At 67.4% G+C, this 19,236-nt stretch carries 14 protein-coding genes; 7 read left to right on the top strand and 7 right to left on the bottom strand.

The genetic code is table 11. The annotated features are described in order from the left end of the window. Positions 1–12: 12 nt before the first annotated feature. Positions 13–576 (bottom strand): alpha-ketoglutarate-dependent dioxygenase AlkB, encoded by a 564-nt coding sequence (locus P6144_RS10510; protein ID WP_277767708.1) that lies wholly within the window; start codon positions 574–576, stop codon positions 13–15. A gap of 148 nt (positions 577–724) precedes the next feature. Between P6144_RS10510 and P6144_RS10505 the strand changes: the two genes are divergently transcribed. After that, the gene (locus P6144_RS10505) at positions 725–1,036 is read left to right on the top strand and encodes a metalloregulator ArsR/SmtB family transcription factor (RefSeq protein ID WP_347275761.1); all 312 of its coding nucleotides are present in this window, start codon (positions 725–727) and stop codon (positions 1,034–1,036) included. Here the strand turns inward: P6144_RS10505 and P6144_RS10500 are convergent. The 4 genes from P6144_RS10500 to manD all read right to left on the bottom strand — a co-directional run bounded on the left by P6144_RS10500 (position 1,015) and on the right by manD (position 5,374). Next, positions 1,015–1,938 (bottom strand): 1-phosphofructokinase family hexose kinase, encoded by a 924-nt coding sequence (locus P6144_RS10500; RefSeq protein WP_277767706.1) that lies wholly within the window; start codon positions 1,936–1,938, stop codon positions 1,015–1,017. The genes P6144_RS10505 and P6144_RS10500 overlap by 22 nt on opposite strands. Then, on the bottom strand, positions 1,938–2,933 hold the full coding sequence (locus P6144_RS10495) for an AAA family ATPase (RefSeq protein WP_277767705.1): 996 nt from the start codon (positions 2,931–2,933) through the stop codon (positions 1,938–1,940). Before P6144_RS10495 ends, P6144_RS10500 begins: the two co-directional genes overlap by 1 nt. A gap of 75 nt (positions 2,934–3,008) precedes the next feature. After that, entirely contained in the window at positions 3,009–4,145 is a 1,137-nt protein-coding gene (locus P6144_RS10490) for an endo-1,4-beta-xylanase (RefSeq protein ID WP_277767704.1), read from the bottom strand. 17 nt (positions 4,146–4,162) lie between these two features. Next, the gene (gene manD / locus P6144_RS10485; RefSeq protein ID WP_277767703.1) at positions 4,163–5,374 is read right to left on the bottom strand and encodes a D-mannonate dehydratase ManD; all 1,212 of its coding nucleotides are present in this window, start codon (positions 5,372–5,374) and stop codon (positions 4,163–4,165) included. A 131-nt stretch (positions 5,375–5,505) separates the two neighbouring features. Between manD and P6144_RS10480 the strand changes: the two genes are divergently transcribed. Beyond that, positions 5,506–7,662: an alpha-glucuronidase family glycosyl hydrolase gene (locus P6144_RS10480; RefSeq protein ID WP_277767702.1), complete on the top strand. Its 2,157-nt coding sequence runs from the start codon at positions 5,506–5,508 to the stop codon at positions 7,660–7,662. 146 nt (positions 7,663–7,808) lie between these two features. Here P6144_RS10480 and P6144_RS10475 read toward each other — a convergent pair whose 3' ends face one another. Further along, positions 7,809–8,819 carry a cupin-like domain-containing protein gene (locus P6144_RS10475; RefSeq protein WP_277767701.1) on the bottom strand — a complete coding sequence of 337 codons (1,011 nt, stop codon included), beginning with the start codon at positions 8,817–8,819 and terminating at the stop codon, positions 7,809–7,811. A gap of 56 nt (positions 8,820–8,875) precedes the next feature. Between P6144_RS10475 and P6144_RS10470 the strand changes: the two genes are divergently transcribed. After that, positions 8,876–9,586, top strand: coding sequence for a DUF6445 family protein (locus tag P6144_RS10470; protein WP_277767700.1), 711 nt, complete (start codon positions 8,876–8,878; stop codon positions 9,584–9,586). Positions 9,587–9,645: 59 nt separating this feature from the next. Here P6144_RS10470 and P6144_RS10465 read toward each other — a convergent pair whose 3' ends face one another. Further along, positions 9,646–12,969 carry a TonB-dependent receptor gene (locus tag P6144_RS10465; protein ID WP_277767699.1) on the bottom strand — a complete coding sequence of 1,108 codons (3,324 nt, stop codon included), beginning with the start codon at positions 12,967–12,969 and terminating at the stop codon, positions 9,646–9,648. A 285-nt stretch (positions 12,970–13,254) separates the two neighbouring features. On the opposite strand from P6144_RS10465, the gene P6144_RS10460 reads away from it, so the two are divergent. From P6144_RS10460 to P6144_RS10445, 4 genes are read left to right on the top strand one after another with little or no spacing between them, the layout of a single operon-like run. After that, a complete protein-coding gene (locus P6144_RS10460; protein WP_277767698.1) occupies positions 13,255–14,706 on the top strand; it encodes a tryptophan halogenase family protein in 1,452 nt (483 codons plus the stop codon). Then, positions 14,703–16,106 carry a tryptophan 7-halogenase gene (locus P6144_RS10455; RefSeq protein WP_277767697.1) on the top strand — a complete coding sequence of 468 codons (1,404 nt, stop codon included), beginning with the start codon at positions 14,703–14,705 and terminating at the stop codon, positions 16,104–16,106. The genes P6144_RS10460 and P6144_RS10455 overlap by 4 nt, the downstream gene beginning before the upstream one ends. Then, a complete protein-coding gene (locus P6144_RS10450) occupies positions 16,103–17,614 on the top strand; it encodes a tryptophan halogenase family protein (RefSeq protein WP_277767696.1) in 1,512 nt (503 codons plus the stop codon). Before P6144_RS10455 ends, P6144_RS10450 begins: the two co-directional genes overlap by 4 nt. After that, the gene (locus P6144_RS10445; protein ID WP_277767695.1) at positions 17,611–19,128 is read left to right on the top strand and encodes a tryptophan halogenase family protein; all 1,518 of its coding nucleotides are present in this window, start codon (positions 17,611–17,613) and stop codon (positions 19,126–19,128) included. Before P6144_RS10450 ends, P6144_RS10445 begins: the two co-directional genes overlap by 4 nt. Positions 19,129–19,236 lie beyond the last annotated feature (108 nt).

Genomic DNA, 19,236 nt, shown 5'->3' with positions numbered 1-19,236 from the left:
AAGGGAGGGGAGTTAATTCGCCAGGCTCCGGAACGTCACCGACCAGCGCGGCGCGTCCATCGGCGCGATGCTGTGTTCCCAGCCATGCCGCGCTTCGCCGGATAGGTGATAGCCGCTTCGCGGTTCCAGCGGGATCTCCGCCCGGTCGAACTTGCCGTCCGGCCGTCGCCGGCGCAGCCGCAACCTCGCAGGGGCGCCCAGCGAGATGCCCACGACATGTTCGAACACGGGCCGGTCCCGGTGCCAGCCGATGCCGGCACCGGGATCGTAGCGGATCGCCAGCGCCTGGACGAGGTCGCCCGGCGCCAGCCCGGCCAGTGCCGCGGCCCGCTCGCGCAGCGGCAGCAGCCAATCCGGGATCGGTTCGGCCCGGGCGAGGCGCGAATCGGCGAAGTCATAATGCCAGCCAAAACTGCGGGTCAGCCGCTTGCCCTGCCATTGCTGGAAGCGGAACGGCGCCAGCCCGGCATCGTCGATCGCTCCAATCAGCGCGGCTTCTTCGCCGGCCGAAATAATATTCCCGGCCAGTTCGATTCCGGCAGGCACGTTCGGTTCGAAAAGTTCTGGAAATAGCATGGATAAGTTTCGGATATGGTTTTCAGAAACCGGCTATTCAACCGCCTGAATATCTGCATATTTGCTGCAAAATCCGTTGTTTTTCCCGCGAGATAGCGGTTGCAAGTCCCGTTTGGGGGCCCTAGCTGTCACGCCCGTGAAGAACGAAATGATTGCCGTAGTTGATCGCGCCTCCGCGTTTTTGAAGGCGCTATCGGGTCGAAGCCGTTTCCTGCTGCTTTGCCACCTTCTCGATGGCGAGAAGTCTGTGGGTGAACTCGCGCGCCTTACCGGTGCTCGCGATACCGCCGTGTCACAGCAACTCGCCCTGCTTCGCCGCGAGGGCATGGTCGCCGCGCGTCGCGACGGCCAGATGATCTTCTATTCGCTGGCCAGCGACGAAGCTCGCCAGATGCTCGAGGCGATGTACGGCCTGTTCTGCAGCACCGATGCTGCGGCTCAGGAGCGCGTGCCGGCGTAAAGCCGCTCGACGTCTTCCTTTCGTGCCAGTTCGGTTGCCGGCGTCATCAACGTCGCCGCGCCGGCTGCGATGCCGTAGCGCAGCGCATCCTCGATCCCCTTGCCTTGCGACGCGGCAAGGGTGATCGCTGCCACCATCGAGTCCCCGGCACCCACCGTGCCCTTGGCATCCACCTCGATGGCGGGCACGCGCAGTTCCTGGCCCTCGCCGACGAGCAGCGCTCCGCGTTCGGCCAGCGACACCACCACCACTTCGGCAAAGCCCCGGTCGCGCAACTCCCGCGCCGCCGCCATTTCGTCGTCCGCACTCTCGATCTCGCGACCGAGCAGGTCGGCGACTTCGCGCAGGCTCGGCTTGACCAGCCATGCCCCGGCACCTTGGGCCGCGGCCAGCGCCGGTCCCGAGGTGTCGATCACCAGCTTCACGCCCGCGTCGCGGCAGCGTGCGCCGATCTGCTTCAGGATCGCCGGGTCGCAGCCGGGCGGCAGGCTGCCGCTCACCACGACATGGGTGACGTCGGGCACCGCGAACAGCGCGTCGAGCAAGGCCGCCAGCTCTTCCTTCCCCAGCTCGGGCCCGGGCAGCACGAAGCGATACTGGTCGCCCGGCCGGCCCTCGTCGACGGTGAAGCTCTCGCGCGTCGCGCCGGCGATCGGCACGGGCAGGATCGGGATCTTCTGCGCCTCGAGCAGCTGCACGATCGTCGCGCCCGCCGGCCCGCCGCTGGGGAAGACCGCCGTCGCCGCGCCGCCCAGATGCGTCACCACCCGCGCCACGTTGATCCCGCCGCCACCCGGATCGAAGCGCGGCGTGGAGCAGCGCAGCTTGTGCCCGGGGCGAACCTTCTCGGTGCAGGTGGTCACGTCGAGCGCCGGGTTGAGCGTCAGCGTGGCGATCGCCATCAGCGCGCCCGGTCGAGCGCGGCACGCGCGGCGGCGACGATCGTCTCCTGCGGCCGGTTCGCCCGGATGCGGTGCCAGTGGATCTCGCCCACCGATCGGCGCGATTGCTCGCGCACCACTGCCTCGGTCGCGTCCGAAGCGTCGTTCGCGCGCGCATTGACCCGCGCGATGCGGTCGCGCTCGGGGGCTTCCAGCCAGATGCCGGTAAAGCCCGCGCGGTGGCGCTCGGCCAGCGCCTCGGCCACGTCGCGCTCGCTGCGCCCCATGAACACCGCGTCGAGGATCACGCTGTTGCCGCAGGCCAGGTGATCGTCGGCGGATTCGAACAGCGCTTCATAGGTCTCGTCGTCATTGCGACGGGTATAATGTTTCGGCGGCAGCCGGGTTTCCGGGCTCACCCCCGCCAGCCGCTTGCGGAACACGTCGGAGCGCAGCACGCGCGCGCCGGGCAGGCGCCCGATCCGGCTACCCAGCAGCCGCGCCAGCGTCGACTTGCCGGTGCCCGATAGCCCGCCGACCACCACCAGCCGCGGCCGGGCGGGGGCGAGCAGGCTGTCGGCCAGCTCGGCCTCGCCATTGGCGCGCAGGGAGAGATAGAGCGGCAGCAGCGCCCAGCCGGTCGCGCCCTGCGGCGCCACGTCGAGATAGCGGTTGGCGATCATGTTCGCCTCGCCGGCCAGCCCGGCGCGCATCACTTCGATCAGCGCGCGGGAAAGGTCGTAGAGTTTGTCGACCGGCTCGCCCATCACCGCGCGGATCCGTCCGCCGGCAATGCGGCGGCCGATCGCGTCGCCATGCTGCGCCAGCTCGGCGCGCTGGGCATCGGTGGTGGCGCTCAGCGCCAGCGTCTTGCGGAAGACGGTGCCGTCGGCCTTGGGCGCGGCGGCATGGAGGGCGGCGACCTGGTCGGCAAGGGCGTGCAACTGACCGATATCGAGATCGCCGCCCAGCAGCGCCTCGAAGCTCGATTCAGTGCTCGCGGCCAGCGCCGCCATCGTTCCACCCCCGTCATAGGTCCGTCGAATCAGCCCCTAGCACGAGTTTCCTGAACGATCTTGGACAAGATCGACCTATCGTGCAGCGGCACCCGCAAAGGCATCCCGGATCACCCCATGGAGTGCCTTTGGCTGGTACTGGTCATTATAGGGCGTCGCCCGCTGCAGCGTCTTGTCCTTGCGCGGCTTGTAGCCGTTCAGCCAGGTGAAGCGGTCGCACATGCCCCAGGCCAGTACGTCCCTGAGCTGGGGATAGGAGAACATGATTTCCAGATAGGCGGCGGCATAATTGGCGACGATGCCGTCGCGGATCTTCGGATCGCCGGGCAGCAGATGATCATCGACGTCGAATTCGGTGACCGCCAGCCTGTAGCCCATCTGCGTGGCGCTATCGAGGAAGGTCCGCCAGGGCTTTTCCTGCCGGCTCACCAGCGCCCCCACCGTGCCGTCGCCGGTCAGTCCGATATGCGATTGCACGCCCAGCGTGTCGCAGGGCACGCCGCGCTTGCGGAAGCCCTCGAGCAGCTTGAGCACGCCGTAGCGGTGCCCCTCATTGCCCGGCTCCCAGCTCATATAATCGTTATAGACCAGCTCGACGCCCGGGGCATGTTCGCGCGCGGTGTGATAGGCGAAGTCGAGCATTGCCTCGGCGCCGCCGAACGCCTTGGACAGCGAGGAGGTGCGCAGCGCGCCCGATCCTTCCTCCACCGTCTCGTTGACCACGTCGAAGCTCACGATCCGGTTGCCGTAGAGCTTGCACAGCGTGCGGATATGCGTGCCGAGGATGCGCTCGGCTTCCTTGATCGGCGACGCGCCGAAGTCGTATTCGTTCAGCCATTTCGGGAAATACTGCGTCTTGTGCCACAGCAGCGTGTGGCCGCGCATCGTCATGCCGTTCGCCTCGGCGAAATCGAGCATGTCGGAGAAATGGTCGAGGTTGAAGGTCTTGGCGTCGGGCCGGATCGCCTGCCATTTGAATTCGTTCTCGGGCACCAGGATGCCGCAGTCGCGCTTGAGCAGCTCGGCATATTTCGGATTGGCGAAGGATCCGCGATCGGCGCCCGGTGCACCCCAGGCGAAGCAGGAGCCGAAGCGCATACCCTTGGTCTTCGCCACGGCGTTCAGCCCCTCGGCGGCTTGCGCAAGGGCGGGGAAGGGCAGCGCCAGCGCGGCGCCTGCGCCCAGCAATCCACGACGCGTAATGTCAGTCATCAGCAAGCCTCTCCCGCTCACCAGTTGGACAAGGTTCCGTCTTCAAGGCGCGCGACGGGGAGATAGGCGCGCTTATATTCGTATTTCGCGGCCAGCTCCTCGTCGATCTCCACGCCCAGCCCCGGGGCGTCGCCCGGATGCATCATGCCGTCCCGGAAGCTGTATGCGTGCGGGAACACCGCATCGGTGGTCGCCGTGTGCGGCATCAGCTCCTGAATGCCGAAATTGGGCACCGACAGGCCGAAGTGCAGCGCCGCGGCCATGCAGACCGGCGACAGGTCGGTCGCGCCGTGGCAGCCGGTGCGCACCTGGTAGAGGTCGGCGAAGGCGGCGATGCGGCGCATGTGCGTGATGCCGCCGGCATGGACGATCGTCGCCCGGATATAGTCGATCAGCTGCTCCTCGATCAGCTGCTTGGCGTCCCAGATCGTGTTGAAGATCTCGCCTACCGCCAGCGGGGTGGTGGTCTTCTCGCGGATCAGGCGGAAGCCGGCCTGGTTCTCGGCCGGCGTGGCATCCTCGAGCCAGAACAGCCGGTACGGCTCCAGTTCCTTGCCCAGCCGCGCCGCCTCGATCGGGGTCAGCCGGTGGTGGACGTCGTGGAGCAGGTGGACGTCCCAGCCGAGCACGTCGCGCGCCTTCTCGAACAACGGCGCCACCGAGCGGAGATATTTCTCGGTCGACCACAAGCTCTCGGTCGGCAGGCTCCCGTCCGCGGGCTCGTAGCGCTGCCCCGGCTTGGCGACGCCATAGGTGGATTTCAGCCCCGGCACGCCCGCCTGGAGCCGCACGGCCCGGTAGCCCTGCTCGACATGGCGGACGGCTTCCTCGATCGTCTCCTCGATCGTCGCGCCGTTGGCATGGCCATAGACCATGCAGCCTTCGCGGCTCGCGCCGCCGAGCAGCTGGTAGAGCGGCATGCCCGCCAGCTTGGCCTTGATATCCCAAAGCGCCATGTCGACCGCCGCGATCGCGCACATCGTCACCGGGCCGCGCCGCCAGTACGCGCCCTTGTAGAGATACTGCCAGATGTCCTCGATCCGGTGCGCGTCGCGCCCGATCAGGCAGGGAATGACGTGATCCTGCAGATAGGCGACCACCGCCAGCTCGCGGCCGTTCAGCGTCGCATCGCCGATGCCGGAAATGCCGTCCGCGGTCTCGATCTTGAGCGTCACGAAGTTGCGGTCGGGGCAGGTGACGATCACGCGCGCGGATACGATCTCGGCCATGACGTCGCGGGTTCCCCTTCCTCTTCCGGCACGTCGTTGCCGCGTGCCTATGTGCTTGGTAGCGCTACCATTGTTGCGCTGGTACAAGCTTGTCAACGGCGGCGTATGACCGCGTAGAGACGGGAAGAGCGATGCTTCGGAAATTGCTGGCTATTTTGTCTGCGTTTTTGTGTTTCGGCCTTGCGAATCAAGGCCATGCCGAAGACGGATATGACCTCTGGCTGCGTTATCAGCCGCTCGAATCTGCCACTAAGGCGCGCGTCGCGCCGGTGCTTCGCTACTTCGTCGCGTCCACCGATCGCCCAACGATCGCCGCCGCTGCGGCGGAGCTGAAGCGCGGGCTCGGCGGTATGCTTGGCGCCGTGCCCGGCCAGCATGCGAGGGTCGACGAGGCGGGCGGAATCCTCATTGCCACCACCGATGCCATGCCGCTCGACGTGGCGGCACGCGATCTGCCGCGCATCGGCGACGAAGGCTATGCGATCCGCACCCTGGCGATTGAAGGCAAGCCCACCATCCTGATCCTCGCCAACAAGGATGTCGGCGCGCTCTACGGCGTCTTCCGCCTCTTGAAACTCCTCCAGACCGGCCAGGCGATCGACAGGCTCGACATCGTGGATGCGCCCAAGCTCAAGGTCCGCGTCCTCAACCATTGGGACAATCTCGATCGCCATGTCGAGCGCGGCTATGCCGGCCAGTCGCTGTGGGATTGGCAGAAGCTGCCGCTCTACAAGGATCCGCGATACACCGACTACGCCCGCGCCAATGCCTCGATCGGCATCAACGGCACGGTGCTGACCAACGTCAACGCCAATGCCGATATCCTCCGCCCCGACTATCTCCAGAAGGTGAAGGCGCTGGCGGAGGTGTTCCGCCCCTATGGCATCCGGGTCTATCTCACCGCGCGCTTCTCCGCCCCGATCGAACTGGGCGGGCTCAAGACCGCCGATCCGCTTGATCCGCAGGTCCGCGCCTGGTGGAAGGCAAAGATCGACGAGATCTACACCGTCATTCCTGATTTCGGCGGCCTGCTGGTCAAGGCGAACTCGGAAGGGCAGCCCGGCCCGGCCGATTACAAGCGCACCCATGCCGAGGGCGCCAACATGCTCGCCGACGCGCTCGCCCCGCACCACGGCATCCTGATGTGGCGCGCCTTCGTCTATGCCGCGGAGAATGCCGAGGACCGGCACAAACAGGCCTATACCGAGTTCCAGCCGCTCGACGGCAAGTTCCGCGACAATGTCCTCGTCCAGGTCAAGAACGGCGCGATCGACTTCCAGCCGCGCGAGCCCTTCCATCCGCTGTTCGGCGCGATGCCCAGGACGCCGCTGATGATGGAATTCCAGATCACCAAGGAATATCTCGGCTTCGCCACCCACCTCGCGTATCTCGGCACGATGTGGGAGGAGGCGCTCGAGGCCGACACCTTCCGCCCCGGCAAGGGCAGCACCGTCGCCAAGCTGCTTGAAACGCCGGTCGATCCCGGCGCCGCCACCGGCATGGCCGGGGTCGCCAATATCGGCACCGATCGCAACTGGTCGGGCTCGCAGTTCGATCAGGCGAATTGGTACGCCTTTGGCCGCTTCGCCTGGAATCCCGATGCCGGGGCCGATGCGATCGCGCGCGACTGGGCGGCGATGACCTGGGGCAATGACGGCGCGACGGTCGACACCGTGGTCCGCATGATGATGGGCTCGCGCGAGGCGGTGGTGAACTACATGACTCCGCTCGGCCTCACCCACCAGATGGCGACCGGCCATCACTATGGCCCCGGGCCCTGGGTCGCGGACCTCAAGCGCCCCGAATGGAACCCGGTCTATTACGCCAGGGCCGCGCCCGACGGCATCGGCTTCGACCGGACCAAGGCCGGCAGCGACGCGCTATCCCAATATGCGCCACAGGTCGCGAAACGCTGGGACAGCCTCAAGACCGTGCCCGACGCGCTGCTGCTCTGGTTCCACCACGTCCCCTGGGACTACCGGATGCAGTCCGGCCGCACGCTCTGGGACGAACTGGTGATCCACTACGATGCCGGCGTCGACGCGGTCGCCAGGATGCAGGCGGACTGGGCCGGCCTCGAAGCCAGGGTCGATCCGGAGCGCTGGGCACAGGTCCGCGATTTCCTGGCGATTCAGCATGAGGAAGCGATGTGGTGGCGCGACGCCTCGATTGCGTACTTCCAGTCGATCTCGAAGCGCCCGCTGCCCGAGGGCCACAAACCGCCGGCGCACGACCTCGACTATTACAAGGCGATCACCACCCCTTATGCGCCGGGGCAGGGGCGCTGAATAAGGAGACGCTCCTCGAATCGTCGTCCTCGCGTCCCTCTCATCGTCATCCCCGCGCAGGCGGGGATCCAGAGTTACCGAGCGATGCCTTTGCGGCTCTGGGTCCCCGCCTGCGCGGGGATGACGAGAAGGAAGATGCGGACCTGCTATGGCCGTCCCAGCCCCCGCATCAGATATTGCCGGATATACCGCCGCAATTCCGGCGTCGGTGCGCCCAGCACGCCGCGATGCTCGGGGGCCATGTGCCCCGCCGGATCGCCGTGCCGCTGGAACACGAACGTGTCGAAGAACGCCGCCCAGGCCTCGCGCCGCTTGGGCGGCAAATGGCTGATCGTCAGGATCGCATGCACCATCGCGTCAAACCGCGCGTCCTGGTCGGGCGAGTCCGTCCACCAGAAATTGACCAGCAGGTTGAACGGCGACAGCGCGTCGACCTGGTGCCACCACAGCGCCGGGATGAAGATCGCATCGCCCGGTTCGAGCTCGGCCACCAGAGCCGCGTCCAGCGCGTCGCGGAAGCGCGGGAAGCGGGCGAAGTCGGGCGCGGCCGTGTCGGCCATGCTCAGCGGCTGCCCGGCCACGGTATGATCGAGCGGGCCGATATAGAGGTTGGGCGTCTGCTCGGGCGGGAACAGCGTGAAGCGCCGCCGCCCCGCCGCGACGCAGGCGATGTTGTCCGATGCGTCGAAATGGGTGGTGATGCTGGCGGCGGTGCCGATCCAGATCCGCGGCTCGGCATCGAGCCCGGCCAGCGCGGGCAGGGCATTGGCGTCCGCGAAGCCCGGCAGCGCCTGCGCCGTCTCCACTGCGCCGGCATAGACGGCGGGCGCGTCGGCGCGGCCCTTCAGCGCCAGCACATAGCGCAGCAGATCGGCGAACTTCCCCTTGCGCCGCTCGAAGTTGAAGCCGCGCATGTCGTCCGAATAGAAGAAGCGCCCGCCGATCGCCGGTGCGCCGACAAAGGCCTCGGCCGCCGCGCCGCGATCGAAGCCGAGCAGATGGTCGCAGGCCGCCGCGTCCGATTGCGCCGCCGCCTGCACCAGCGGCCAGTCGCGCGCCACGCCGCGCAGCACGGCGGGAGCATAGTCGCGCACGAGCGCCTGCAGCCCCTCGGCGTCCAGCGGCCCCTCGATCTCCCGGATTTGCGCCTGCGCCATGCTTGTCACGATCCCGGAAATGCTAGAGCCATATCGAAAGGGTTGATGTCCCGGACATGACCATGGTGTCGCACGATTTCTCGCTGAATGCGCGCCCCGCCGCGCGCCTGTCGCACCTCGGGCGCGAAGGCGAGCCTTTGCTCTGCCTGGACGGGCTGATGCGCGATGCGGCGGCGCTGGTCGACTATGCCGCCACCCAGGCGGCGTTCGCACCGGTCCATGGTCCGGCCGGCGGTTATCCCGGCATCCGCGCGCCGGCGCCGCTCGATTATGTCGAGGCGGTGGTCCGCGCGCTCGATCCGGTGGTGCGCGACGCCTTCGGGCTCGGCGCGGTGCGGCTGGGGCGGGCGGAGTGCAATTTCTCGCTGGTCACGCTGCCGCCGGGCGATCTCGTCGCCGCGCAGCGCGTGCCGCATATCGACACCAGCGATCCGCTCCACTTCGCCTTCCTCCATTATCTGTGCGGCCCCGAGCAGGGCGGCACCGCCTTCTATCGCCACCGGGCCACCGGCTTCGAGGCGATCACGCCCGAGCGCGAGGCGCATTACCAGGCCGTGCGCGCTACCGAGCCGCCGCCTGCACCCGGCTATATCCGCGGCGACACGCCCGAGTTCGAGCAGATCGCCGCCGCCGACGCGGCGTTCGACCGGCTGCTCGTCTATCGCAGCCGCCAGCTCCATTCCGGGCTGGTCGCCGGCGCCGGCGCCCCCGATCCCCGCACGGGCAGGCTCACCGCCAACATCTTCCTCAGCTATCGTCCCGCCTGAACAAAAAATTGGCGCCGCCGACGGGGTGTCGGCAGCGCCAGGGCAGGGTGTAACTCGGGTCAGAAGTTGAAGCGGGCGATCGCGGCGAAGCGGCGGTCGTTCATGTACCAGCCGCGCGGCACCTCGACATAGCCCTTGGGGTCGCCGATCTTGGTGATCACCGCGTTGGTGCGGGTCACTTCGTTGGTCAGGTTCGATCCCTGGATGCCGATCTTGATCTGCGGGGTCACCGCGAAGAAGATCGATGCGTCGAGCTGGCCGGTCGCCTTGTTGATGATCGGGTCGTTCGGCACGATGACGTCGCGCACGGTCAGCAGGAAGTCCGAACGCCACGAATAGCTGGCGCGCATCGAGACCGGGCCGATGTCGATGAACGGCGTCACGTTCACCGTGTGCTTCGAGAGCCCCTGGAGCGGCAGCAGCGAGGTATCGACCGTGGTCACGCGGCCGGCGGCCACGTCCGGATCGGTCTCCGACAGCGTCGACTGCGGCACGCCCGAGCTGTCGACGAACGTGTAGTTCGCCTGCAGGCCCAGGCCCTTCAGGAAGCCCGGCAGGAAGTCGAAGGTCTGCTGATAGCCGACTTCGAAGCCCTTGATCTTGCCCTTCTCGGTGGCGTTGATCGGGGTGGTGATCACCACCGGATAGGTCTGGCCGTTGTTGGTCAGGTCCACGCGGCGGGTGTTGTTGGTCACCACCCCGTCGAGCACCTTGTAGAAGGCCGAGATGGTCAGCGAGCCGACGCGCGAGAAATACCATTCCGCCGTCATGTCGAAGTTATCGGCTTCGACCGGCCTGAGATACGGATTGCCCGCGGTGGTCACGCCCTGGAAGCGGAAGCTGTTGGGGATCAGGTTGCCGCTGGCATCGGTGTTCTGCACCACCGACAGGTTTGCCTGGATATAGTTGCGGATATAGCCCGTCTGCGGTGCCGAGACGCCCTTGAAATAGGCAGCGCGGAACTGCAGGCCGCCGCCCACCTCCAGCTTGAAGTTCACGCTGGGCAGCCAATAGGTATAGTCGAGCTTGGCGCTCACCGGCGTCAGCGCACCATTGACGAAGGCCCGCGCATTGTTGCGGTCCGCCACGCTGAACGAGCAGAAGGGCGAAACCGTCGCCGGCGGCGTCGGCACCACCGCGCAGCTCGCGTCGGTCGGGAAGGCCGTGGTGTTGGTGAACGAGTTGTAGCCGTCCGACTGGCGCTTGGTCTTGGTATAGCGCACGCCGATATTGCCGGTCAGGTGCAGCCCGCCCAGATGCGTGTCGATGCGCGTCATCAGGTAGGCCGCATAGTTCTGCTCGCGGATCGGGTTGATCTCGTCGCGCAGGAACGGCGTACCGGCGATCACGCCGCAACGATTGGCCAGTGCGTTCCAGCCATTGTTGATCGTGCGCCCGTCGGCCGCGCAGGTGGTCGTGCCCTGCCACTCGCGTGCGATCGAGTTGGCATAGTCGATCATCTGGGCATAGCCGCTGGCGGTGTTGCCCGAATAATAGAGGCGCCCGTCGCCGCCCAGCGGGTTGGTCACCTGGCCCTTGAAGAAATTGTCGAAGAAATAGGCCGAGTTCATCGCCGGGATCATGCCGTCGGTGCGGACGGCGTTGTTGCCGTTCACCGGCATGTCGAGCCACACCGGGCCGTTATTGCCCCACTGCTCCGAAAGCACGCCCCAGTTGTAGCGCGAATAGCGCGAGATCTGCTGGCGATCGGCATAGCGCGCGCCGCCCTGGATCGACTTGAGGAAGCTGCCCTCGGGCAGCGCATAGTCGAGGTCGAGGCGGAAGGCGTCGGAATTGCCGTCGCTCTGCTCGATATGATCCATCGCCGCACGCGGGAAGCTGTTGTACGGATCGGTGAAGCTGGTGTGGCCCGCGCCGAAATAGCTCGGGTTCATCGAACCGCCCACTGCCTGGGCCGTGTTGCAGTCATAGGCGGTGCCCGGCGGGTTCTGCGAATTGGCGGCGGGGCCATTGCAGACCTGCGGCGGCAGGAAGGCCACCGTAGGGAAGTCCGATCCGTTGAGCCTGATCGAGGCGTTCTGGTAGGTCGAGTTCCAGATCGTGTTGTCGAGCACGTCGGTCTTCGACTTCACATGCTGATAGTCGAAGGTCACGCCCAGCCGGTCGCTGGCGTTCCACTTCAGGTTGAAGCCGTAATCGTCGGTGACCAGCTGTTCCTGGTGGTCGCGGCGGATGTTGTTCGATTGCAGGCCCAGCATCGGGGTGCGTGCCGCACCCGTATTCTGGTCGCCGCGCCAGCCGGTCGGGCCGGTGATCGTGCCGCCCACGAACATGCCGTCGCTGTCGAAATCGAGCGTGGTGCCCGCGACGCGGCGCGAGTCCCCGTTGGACGAGACGTTGTCGGTCGCGATCTCGATCGTGCGCTCGGTCCAGGCCTGGCGCGCGTCGGAACGCAGGAACTGGGCGACTGCCTCGATCGAGCCGTCGTTGCTGCGATACTGCAGCGCGCCGGCATAGCCATAGCGCTCGCGGTTGAACTCCTGGCGGCCCATCACCGCGCCGCGGGGGAAATAGACCTGGCGGCTGACGGTGGCGCCGTTGCCGTTGTCGACCACGTCGCCGTCCGAATAGAGGTTGCGGATGCGGAAGCTGGAGACCTGGAAACGATCCGACTGGGTCTTGAGCTGCGAGTAGGAGAAGTTGGCGAGCACGCCGATCTCGCCGATGCCGGTCTGCCAGCGGTTGCTGAGCATGATCGAGCCCGTCGGCGTCCACTTCTTCTCGAAGTCGCCGTAATTGGCCTCGAGGCCGCCGGCGAGCACCAGGCCCTTCTTGTTGTCGAACGGCTTGCGCGTGCGCAGGTTGACCACGCCGGCGATGCCGCCCTCGATGCGGTCTGCGGTCGGCGTCTTGAACACGTCGACGCCGCCCATCATTTCCGAAGGCACGTCGGCGAAGCTCAGCGAGCGGCCGTTATTGGCGCTGAACGCCTCGCGGCCGTTGAACTCGGAGCGGACATAGGTGAGGCCGCGCACCACCACGCCCGAGCCCTCGACCGAGAAGTGGTCGGGGTCGACGCCGGCGGCGAAGCGATTGATCGAGACGCCGGGGATGCGCTGCAGCGTCTCGGTCACCGAACGGTCGGGAAGCGCGCCGATGTCCTCGGCGGTCACCGAATCCACCACCACGTCGCTGTTCTTCTTAAGCGTCTGGGCGCTCTGCAGCGACTGGCGATAGCCCTGGACGACGATCGTGTCTTCCTGGGTGGTCTCGCTCGGGGCGGGGGCAGGGGTCTCCTGAGCCCAGGCGGGCGCCGCGACCGAAAGGCAGGCAAGTGCCGCCGCCGACACGCCGGCGCGCAGCGCGCCCGTGCGGAGCGGGATGCTCCGGTCGATAGGATGCAGTGAATCGATCTTGCGCATCGCGCGTCTCCCCTCCCTTGTTAGCGCTACCATATTACGGCGCGTTTCTTGTTTGTGTCTTTCCTAAAGTAGGAGTTATCGAAAGATCAAGCCGTCTTGTTTCACTTCTGCGAAAACCTCTGATTTTCGGCAGTTTTGCAACGGTTTCGCTGCATTGCGGCAGGGATTTCACGGATTTTTTGCACCTGCGAAAGGGCCGGTTCGGCCTCGAATCACCCCCTGTTTCGATTGACGGTTTCGCGAAGGGAGCGCTAACATCCGAGCTGGAGAGGGGCACAAAGACAGATGCTGGTGAAGCGCGTACTCGTGGCCGGCGGGGGCACGGCGGGGTGGATGGCCGCCGCGGCGCTGGCGCACAAGTTCGCCGGCACGCCGCTCGCGATCATGCTGGTCGAATCCGCCGAAATCGGCACGGTCGGCGTCGGCGAGGCGACGATCCCGCATATCCGCCATTTCAACGCGACGCTGGGCATCGACGAGGCCGAGTTCCTCGCCGCGACCAAGGGCACCTACAAGCTCGGCATCGAGTTCGCCGACTGGGGCCGGATCGGCGACAGCTATATCCACCCCTTTGCCGAGTTCGGCGCGCCGATCGCCGGCGTTCCCTTCCACCACCAATGGCTGGCGCAGGGCGGGGCGGGGGCGTTCGAGGATTATTCGCTCCCGATCCAGGCCGCCCGCCGCGGGCGTTTCCAGCGGCCCGACGGCGCGCCCTACAATTATGCCTATCAGTTCGATGCCGGCCTCTACGCCAGGTTCCTGCGCGGCTATGCCGAGGCGCGCGGTGTCGTCCGGCGCGAGGGCAGGATCGTCGACGTCGCGCTCGACGGCGAAACCGGTTTTGTCCGCGCGGTCACGCTCGAAGGCGGCGAGGCGCTCGAAGCCGATCTCTTCCTCGATTGTTCGGGCTTTCGCGGTCTGCTGATCGAGCAGGCGCTGCATGCCGGCTATGAGGAATGGACGCATTGGCTGCCGTGCGACCGGGCCATCGCTATCCCCTGCGCCAATCGCGGCCCGCTCGCCCCCTATACCCGCGCCGCCGCCCAGCAATCCGGCTGGATCTGGCGCATCCCGCTCCAGCACCGCACCGGCAACGGCCATGTCTATGCCAGCGGCTTCACCGGCGATGAGGCCGCGCTCGACATCTTGCTCGCCCAGCTCCCCGCCGAGCCGCTCGCCGAGCCCAACCGCCTGCGCTTCGTCACCGGCAAGCGGCGCAGCCAGTGGCTGGGCAACACCGTGGCGATCGGCCTCGCCTCGGGCTTTCTCGAGCCGCTCGAATCGACCAGCATTCACCTGATCCAGGTGGCGATCGGGCGGCTGCTCGATCTCTTCCCGACCCACGACTGGGACCCGCTCGACGCGCAGGAGTTCAACCGGCTGATGGCGCTCGATTACGAGCGCGTCCGCGACTTCCTGATCCTCCATTATCACTGCCAGCAGCGCGACGATTCCGAGTTCTGGCGCCATTGCCGGGCGATGGCGCTGCCGGACTCGCTCGCATACAAGCTCGCCCTGTTCCGCGAGCGCGGCGTGGTCGTCCAGTATCGCGAGGGCACCTTCCTCGAGCCGAGCTGGCTCGCCGTCTATCTCGGCCAGCATGTCGTGCCGCGCCACCCCGATCCGCGCGCGGGCGGGAAGGGCATGGCCGCTGCCCTGGCTGCGATGCGCGCCCAGGTCGCCGCCGCCGCCGAAGCGATGCCTCGCCACGAAGCCGCGCTGGGACTGGTCGCGTGATCCGCCGCATCGGCATCGTCGGCGGCGGGGTCGCCGGCTGGATGGCGGCGCTGGCGCTGGTCCGCGCGCTGCCCGGCGTCCGCATCGACCTGGTCGAGACCGAAGGCCCGGACTGGAGCCTTGGCCCCTTCGGCCCGGCCGAGGCGAGCCTGCCCGATTTCCCGCACTGGCTCGCCGATCACGGCATCGACGAGCGCGCGCTCCTTCGCGCCGCCCGCGGCAGCTTCGCGCTCGGCTCGGCCTTTTCGGGCTGGGCGGGGCAGGCGGCGGACTGGTTCCTGCCCTTCGGCACGATCGGCGCGCCGCTCGCCACCACCGCCTTCCACCAGCTCGCCGCGCGGGCGCGTGAGGCTAGCCAGCCGCTGCGCCTCGCCGATTATTCGCTCGCCGCCATCGCCGCCGCCTCGGGCCGGTTCGACCGGCCGAGCGAAGATCCGCGCTCGATCCTGTCGAGCTATGGATATGGCCTGCATCTCGATCGCGCCGCGCTTGCCGACACACTCCGCGCCGCCACCGGCCTCGCGCCCGCCGGCAGCTTCCGCGCCTTTGTCGACGGCGGAGTCGCGCTCGACGACGGCACCCGCATCGCCGCCGATCTCTGGCTCGATTGCTCCGGCCCTGCCGGGCTGCTCTCCGGAGGTGCCGGCTGGGAGGACTGGTCTGCCTGGCTCCCCTGCGACCGCGTGGTCGAAGGCTGGACTCCGGCGGAAGGCATCCCGCCGCCCTATGGCCATGCCGGCGCGTTCGAGGCGGGCTGGCAGCGCACCGTGCCGCTGATCGGCGGCCAGGGCGGGGCGCTGTTCTATGCTTCGGCCCATCTCCCCGCGCAGCCGAACGCGGTCGCAATCGCCCAGGGGCGCCGCACCCGAGCCTGGACCGGCACGGTCGTCGCGCTCGGCGCCGCCGCCGCGCTGGTCGAGCCGCTCCACGGCTGGAACCTCGCGCTGCTCCAGAATGCGCTCGCCCGGCTGGTCGCGCTGCTCCCCGCCGCGCCGGACGGTCCCGAGCCTGCCGAATATAACCGCCTCACCGCCGAGGAGGCGGATCGCGTCCGCGACTTCGCCATCCTCCACTACAAGACCAATGGCCGCGCCGGCGAGCCGATGTGGGACGCCGCGCGTGCCATGCCCGTCCCCGAGCCGCTCGGGCGCAAGCTCGATCTGTTCGAGAGCCGCGGCCGCGTCCCGCTCGACGAGGGCGAGCTGTTCGCCGCCGAGGACTGGATCGCGGTGCTCGACGGCCAGGGCATTCGCCCGCGCCGCCACGATGCGCTCGCCGACGCCATTCCCGAGGTGGCGCTTGGCCAGCATTTCGCCCGGATCCGCGAACTGATCCTCGACGCAGTCCGCGCCATGCCGCATCACGGCGTGACGCTCCGTGCCGAAGGATTGATGCCATGAATGCCGCCCCGCCGATCCGCAGCGTCGTCATCGTCGGCGGCGGCACCGCCGGTTGGATGGCGGCGGCGGCGCTCGCCCGCATGGTCGCGGGCGGGGTGAGCGTCACGCTGGTCGAGTCCGATGCGATCGGCACGGTCGGGGTGGGCGAGGCGACGATCCCGCCGATCCGCACCTTCAACGCGATGCTCGGCATCGACGAGCGCGCCTTCCTCGCCGCCACCCAGGGCTCGATCAAGCTCGGCATCGAGTTCGTCGACTGGAACGCGCCCGGCCACGCCTATCTCCACCCGTTCGGCGAGTTCGGCTTCGATATCGAGGGCGTGCGCTTCCACCAGATCTGGCAGAAGCTGCATGCCGCCGGCCAGGCCGGCCCGCTCGACGACTATTGCTTCTCCGCCGTCGCCGCGCGGCTGAACCGCTTCCTGCCGTCGAACAACGATTCCAGCTCGGCGCTTTCCCGGCTGGTCTATGCCTATCATTTCGACGCCGGCCTCTATGCCCGCTTCCTGCGCGACTATGCCGAGGCGCGCGGCGTCGTCCGGGTCGAGGGCAGGATCACCGAAACCCCGCTGCGCGCCACTGACGGCCATGTCGAGGCGGTGGTGCTCGAAGACGGCACCCGTATCGAAGGCGCGCTGTTCCTCGATTGCTCGGGCTTTCGCAGCCTGATCATCGAGCAGGCGCTGCATGCCGGCTATGAGGACTGGACGCACTGGCTGCCCTGTGATCGCGCCGTCGCGGTTCCCTCCGCCAATGCCGGCCCGCTCCATCCCTATACCCGCGCCACCGCGCGCCCGGCGGGCTGGCAATGGCGCATTCCGCTCCAGCATCGCACCGGCAACGGTTATGTCTATTCGAGCGCGCACGTCTCGGACGACGAGGCGGCGGCGACCCTGCTCGCCAATCTCGAAGGCGCGCCGCTCGCCGATCCGCGCATGCTGCGCTTCGTCACCGGCCGGCGCAAACAGGCCTGGGTGCGCAACGTCGTCGCGATCGGCCTGTCCTCGGGGTTCCTCGAGCCGCTCGAATCGACCAGCATCCACCTGATCCAGTCGGGCATCACCCGGCTGCTCGCGCTGTTCCCCGACAGCGGCTTCGGCGATGTCGAGCGCGACGCCTACAACGCCTTCAGCCGCAGCCAGTTCGAGCGGGTGCGCGACTTCGTCATCCTCCATTACCACCTCAACGGCCGCGCCGAGCCCTTCTGGCAGGGCCTGCGCGACATGGCGCTGCCCGATGGCCTGGCCGAACGCATCGCGCTGTTCCGCAACCGCGGCCGGATCTTCCGGCACGAGGACGAGCTGTTCGCCGAGCCGAGCTGGGTCGCGGTGCTGCGCGGGCAGGGCGTAGATCCCGCCGGCTGGGATCCGCTGGTCGAGGCGCTCGACATGCCCCGCGTCGGCCAGATGGTCGAGCGCATCCAGTCCACTTTCCGCCGCGCGGCCGAGGCGATGCCCGATCACGCCGCCTGGCTCGCCCAGCACGCGCCCGCAAGGACCGAACCATGACCGCCAAAGCCCCCAGCGACCGCAACATCCGCTCCATCCTGATCGTCGGCGGGGGCACCGCCGGCTGGATGACCGCCGCCACGCTCGCCCGCATCCTCGGCCCGGACTACGCCAAGATCACGCTGGTCGAGTCCGACGAGATCGGCATCATCGGCGTGGGCGAGGCGACCATCCCCCAGATGGCGACCTTCAACCGCATGCTCGGCCTCGACGAGGACCAGTTCATGCGGGAGACCAAGGGCAGCTTCAAGCTGGGGATCGAGTTCCACAATTGGGGCCGGATCGGCCACCGCTATTTCCACCCGTTCGGCGGCTATGGGCTCGACATGAAGGGCGTGTCCTTCCACGCCTATTATCTCCGCCTCCGCCAGCTGGGCGAGGCGCCCGATCTCGACAATTGGTCGCTCCAGGCGATGGCGGCGCGCGACAACAAGTTCATGCGCTCGATCGATGCCGGCAACTCGCCGCTCTCCAACATCGCCTATGCCTTTCATTTCGATGCCGGGCTCTATGCGAAGTTCCTGCGCGGCTATGCCGAGGCACGCGGCGTCGTCCGGCGCGAAGGCAAGATCGTCGACGTCAAGCTGCGCGGCGAGGACGGCTTCGTCCAGTCGGTGAAGATGGAGGACGGCGCGGAGATCGAGGCGGACCTGTTCATCGATTGCTCGGGCTTTCGCGGCCTGATCATCGAACAGGCGCTCAAGGCCGGCTTTACCGACTGGTCGCACTATCTCCCCTGCAACCGCGCGATCGCCGTGCCCTGCGAGAGCGTCGACGAATGGACGCCCTATACCCGCAGCACCGCGCATTCGGCCGGCTGGCAATGGCGCATCCCGCTCCAGCACCGGATCGGCAACGGCCATGTCTTCTCGTCCGATTACATGTCGGACGACGAGGCGACGTCGATCCTGATGGCGAACCTCGATGGCGCGCCGCTCGCCGATCCGCGCGTCGTCCCGTTCAGGACCGGCCACCGCAACAAGATGTGGGTGAAGAACTGCGTCGCCATGGGCCTGTCGGGCGGCTTCCTCGAGCCGCTCGAGAGCACTTCGATCTGGCTGATCCAGTCGGGTCTGTCACGCTTCCTGACGATGTTCCCGGACCGCGACTTCAACCAGGCCGATATCGATCGCTACAACCGGATCATGACGACGGATTACGAGGAGATCCGCGACTTCCTCGTCCTCCATTATCACGCCACCGAGCGCACCGATTCCCCCTTCTGGAATTACTGCCGCACGATGGAGATCCCCGAGCGGCTGGCCGAGAAGATGCGCGTCTTCCGCAGCCATGGCCGCGCCTTCCGCGAGAATGAGGAGCTGTTCAACGACACCAGCTGGTTCGCGGTGATGCTCGGCCAGCTGATCGAGCCGGCAAGCCACGATCCGGTGGCCGATGTGATGCCGCTCGACGAAACCCGCTCGCGCCTCGCCCATATCCGCGAGGCCATCGCCAACAGCGCGGACTATATGCCCAGCCACCGCGACTTCATCCGGGAGCATTGCGCCGCATGAGCAAGGGAATTTCCACGATATCCCCTCTTACTCCGTCATCCCCGCGCAGGCGGGGATCCAGAGTCACGAAGGGCATCGCTCGGTTATCCTGGATTCCCGCCTGCGCGG

Source organism: Sphingomonas sp. HITSZ_GF (assembly GCF_029543155.1).
Classification (GTDB): Bacteria; Pseudomonadota; Alphaproteobacteria; order Sphingomonadales; family Sphingomonadaceae; genus Sphingomonas.
Note: the sequence above shows the minus strand (reverse complement) of the source record. Positions and strands in the feature narration are given on the sequence as shown.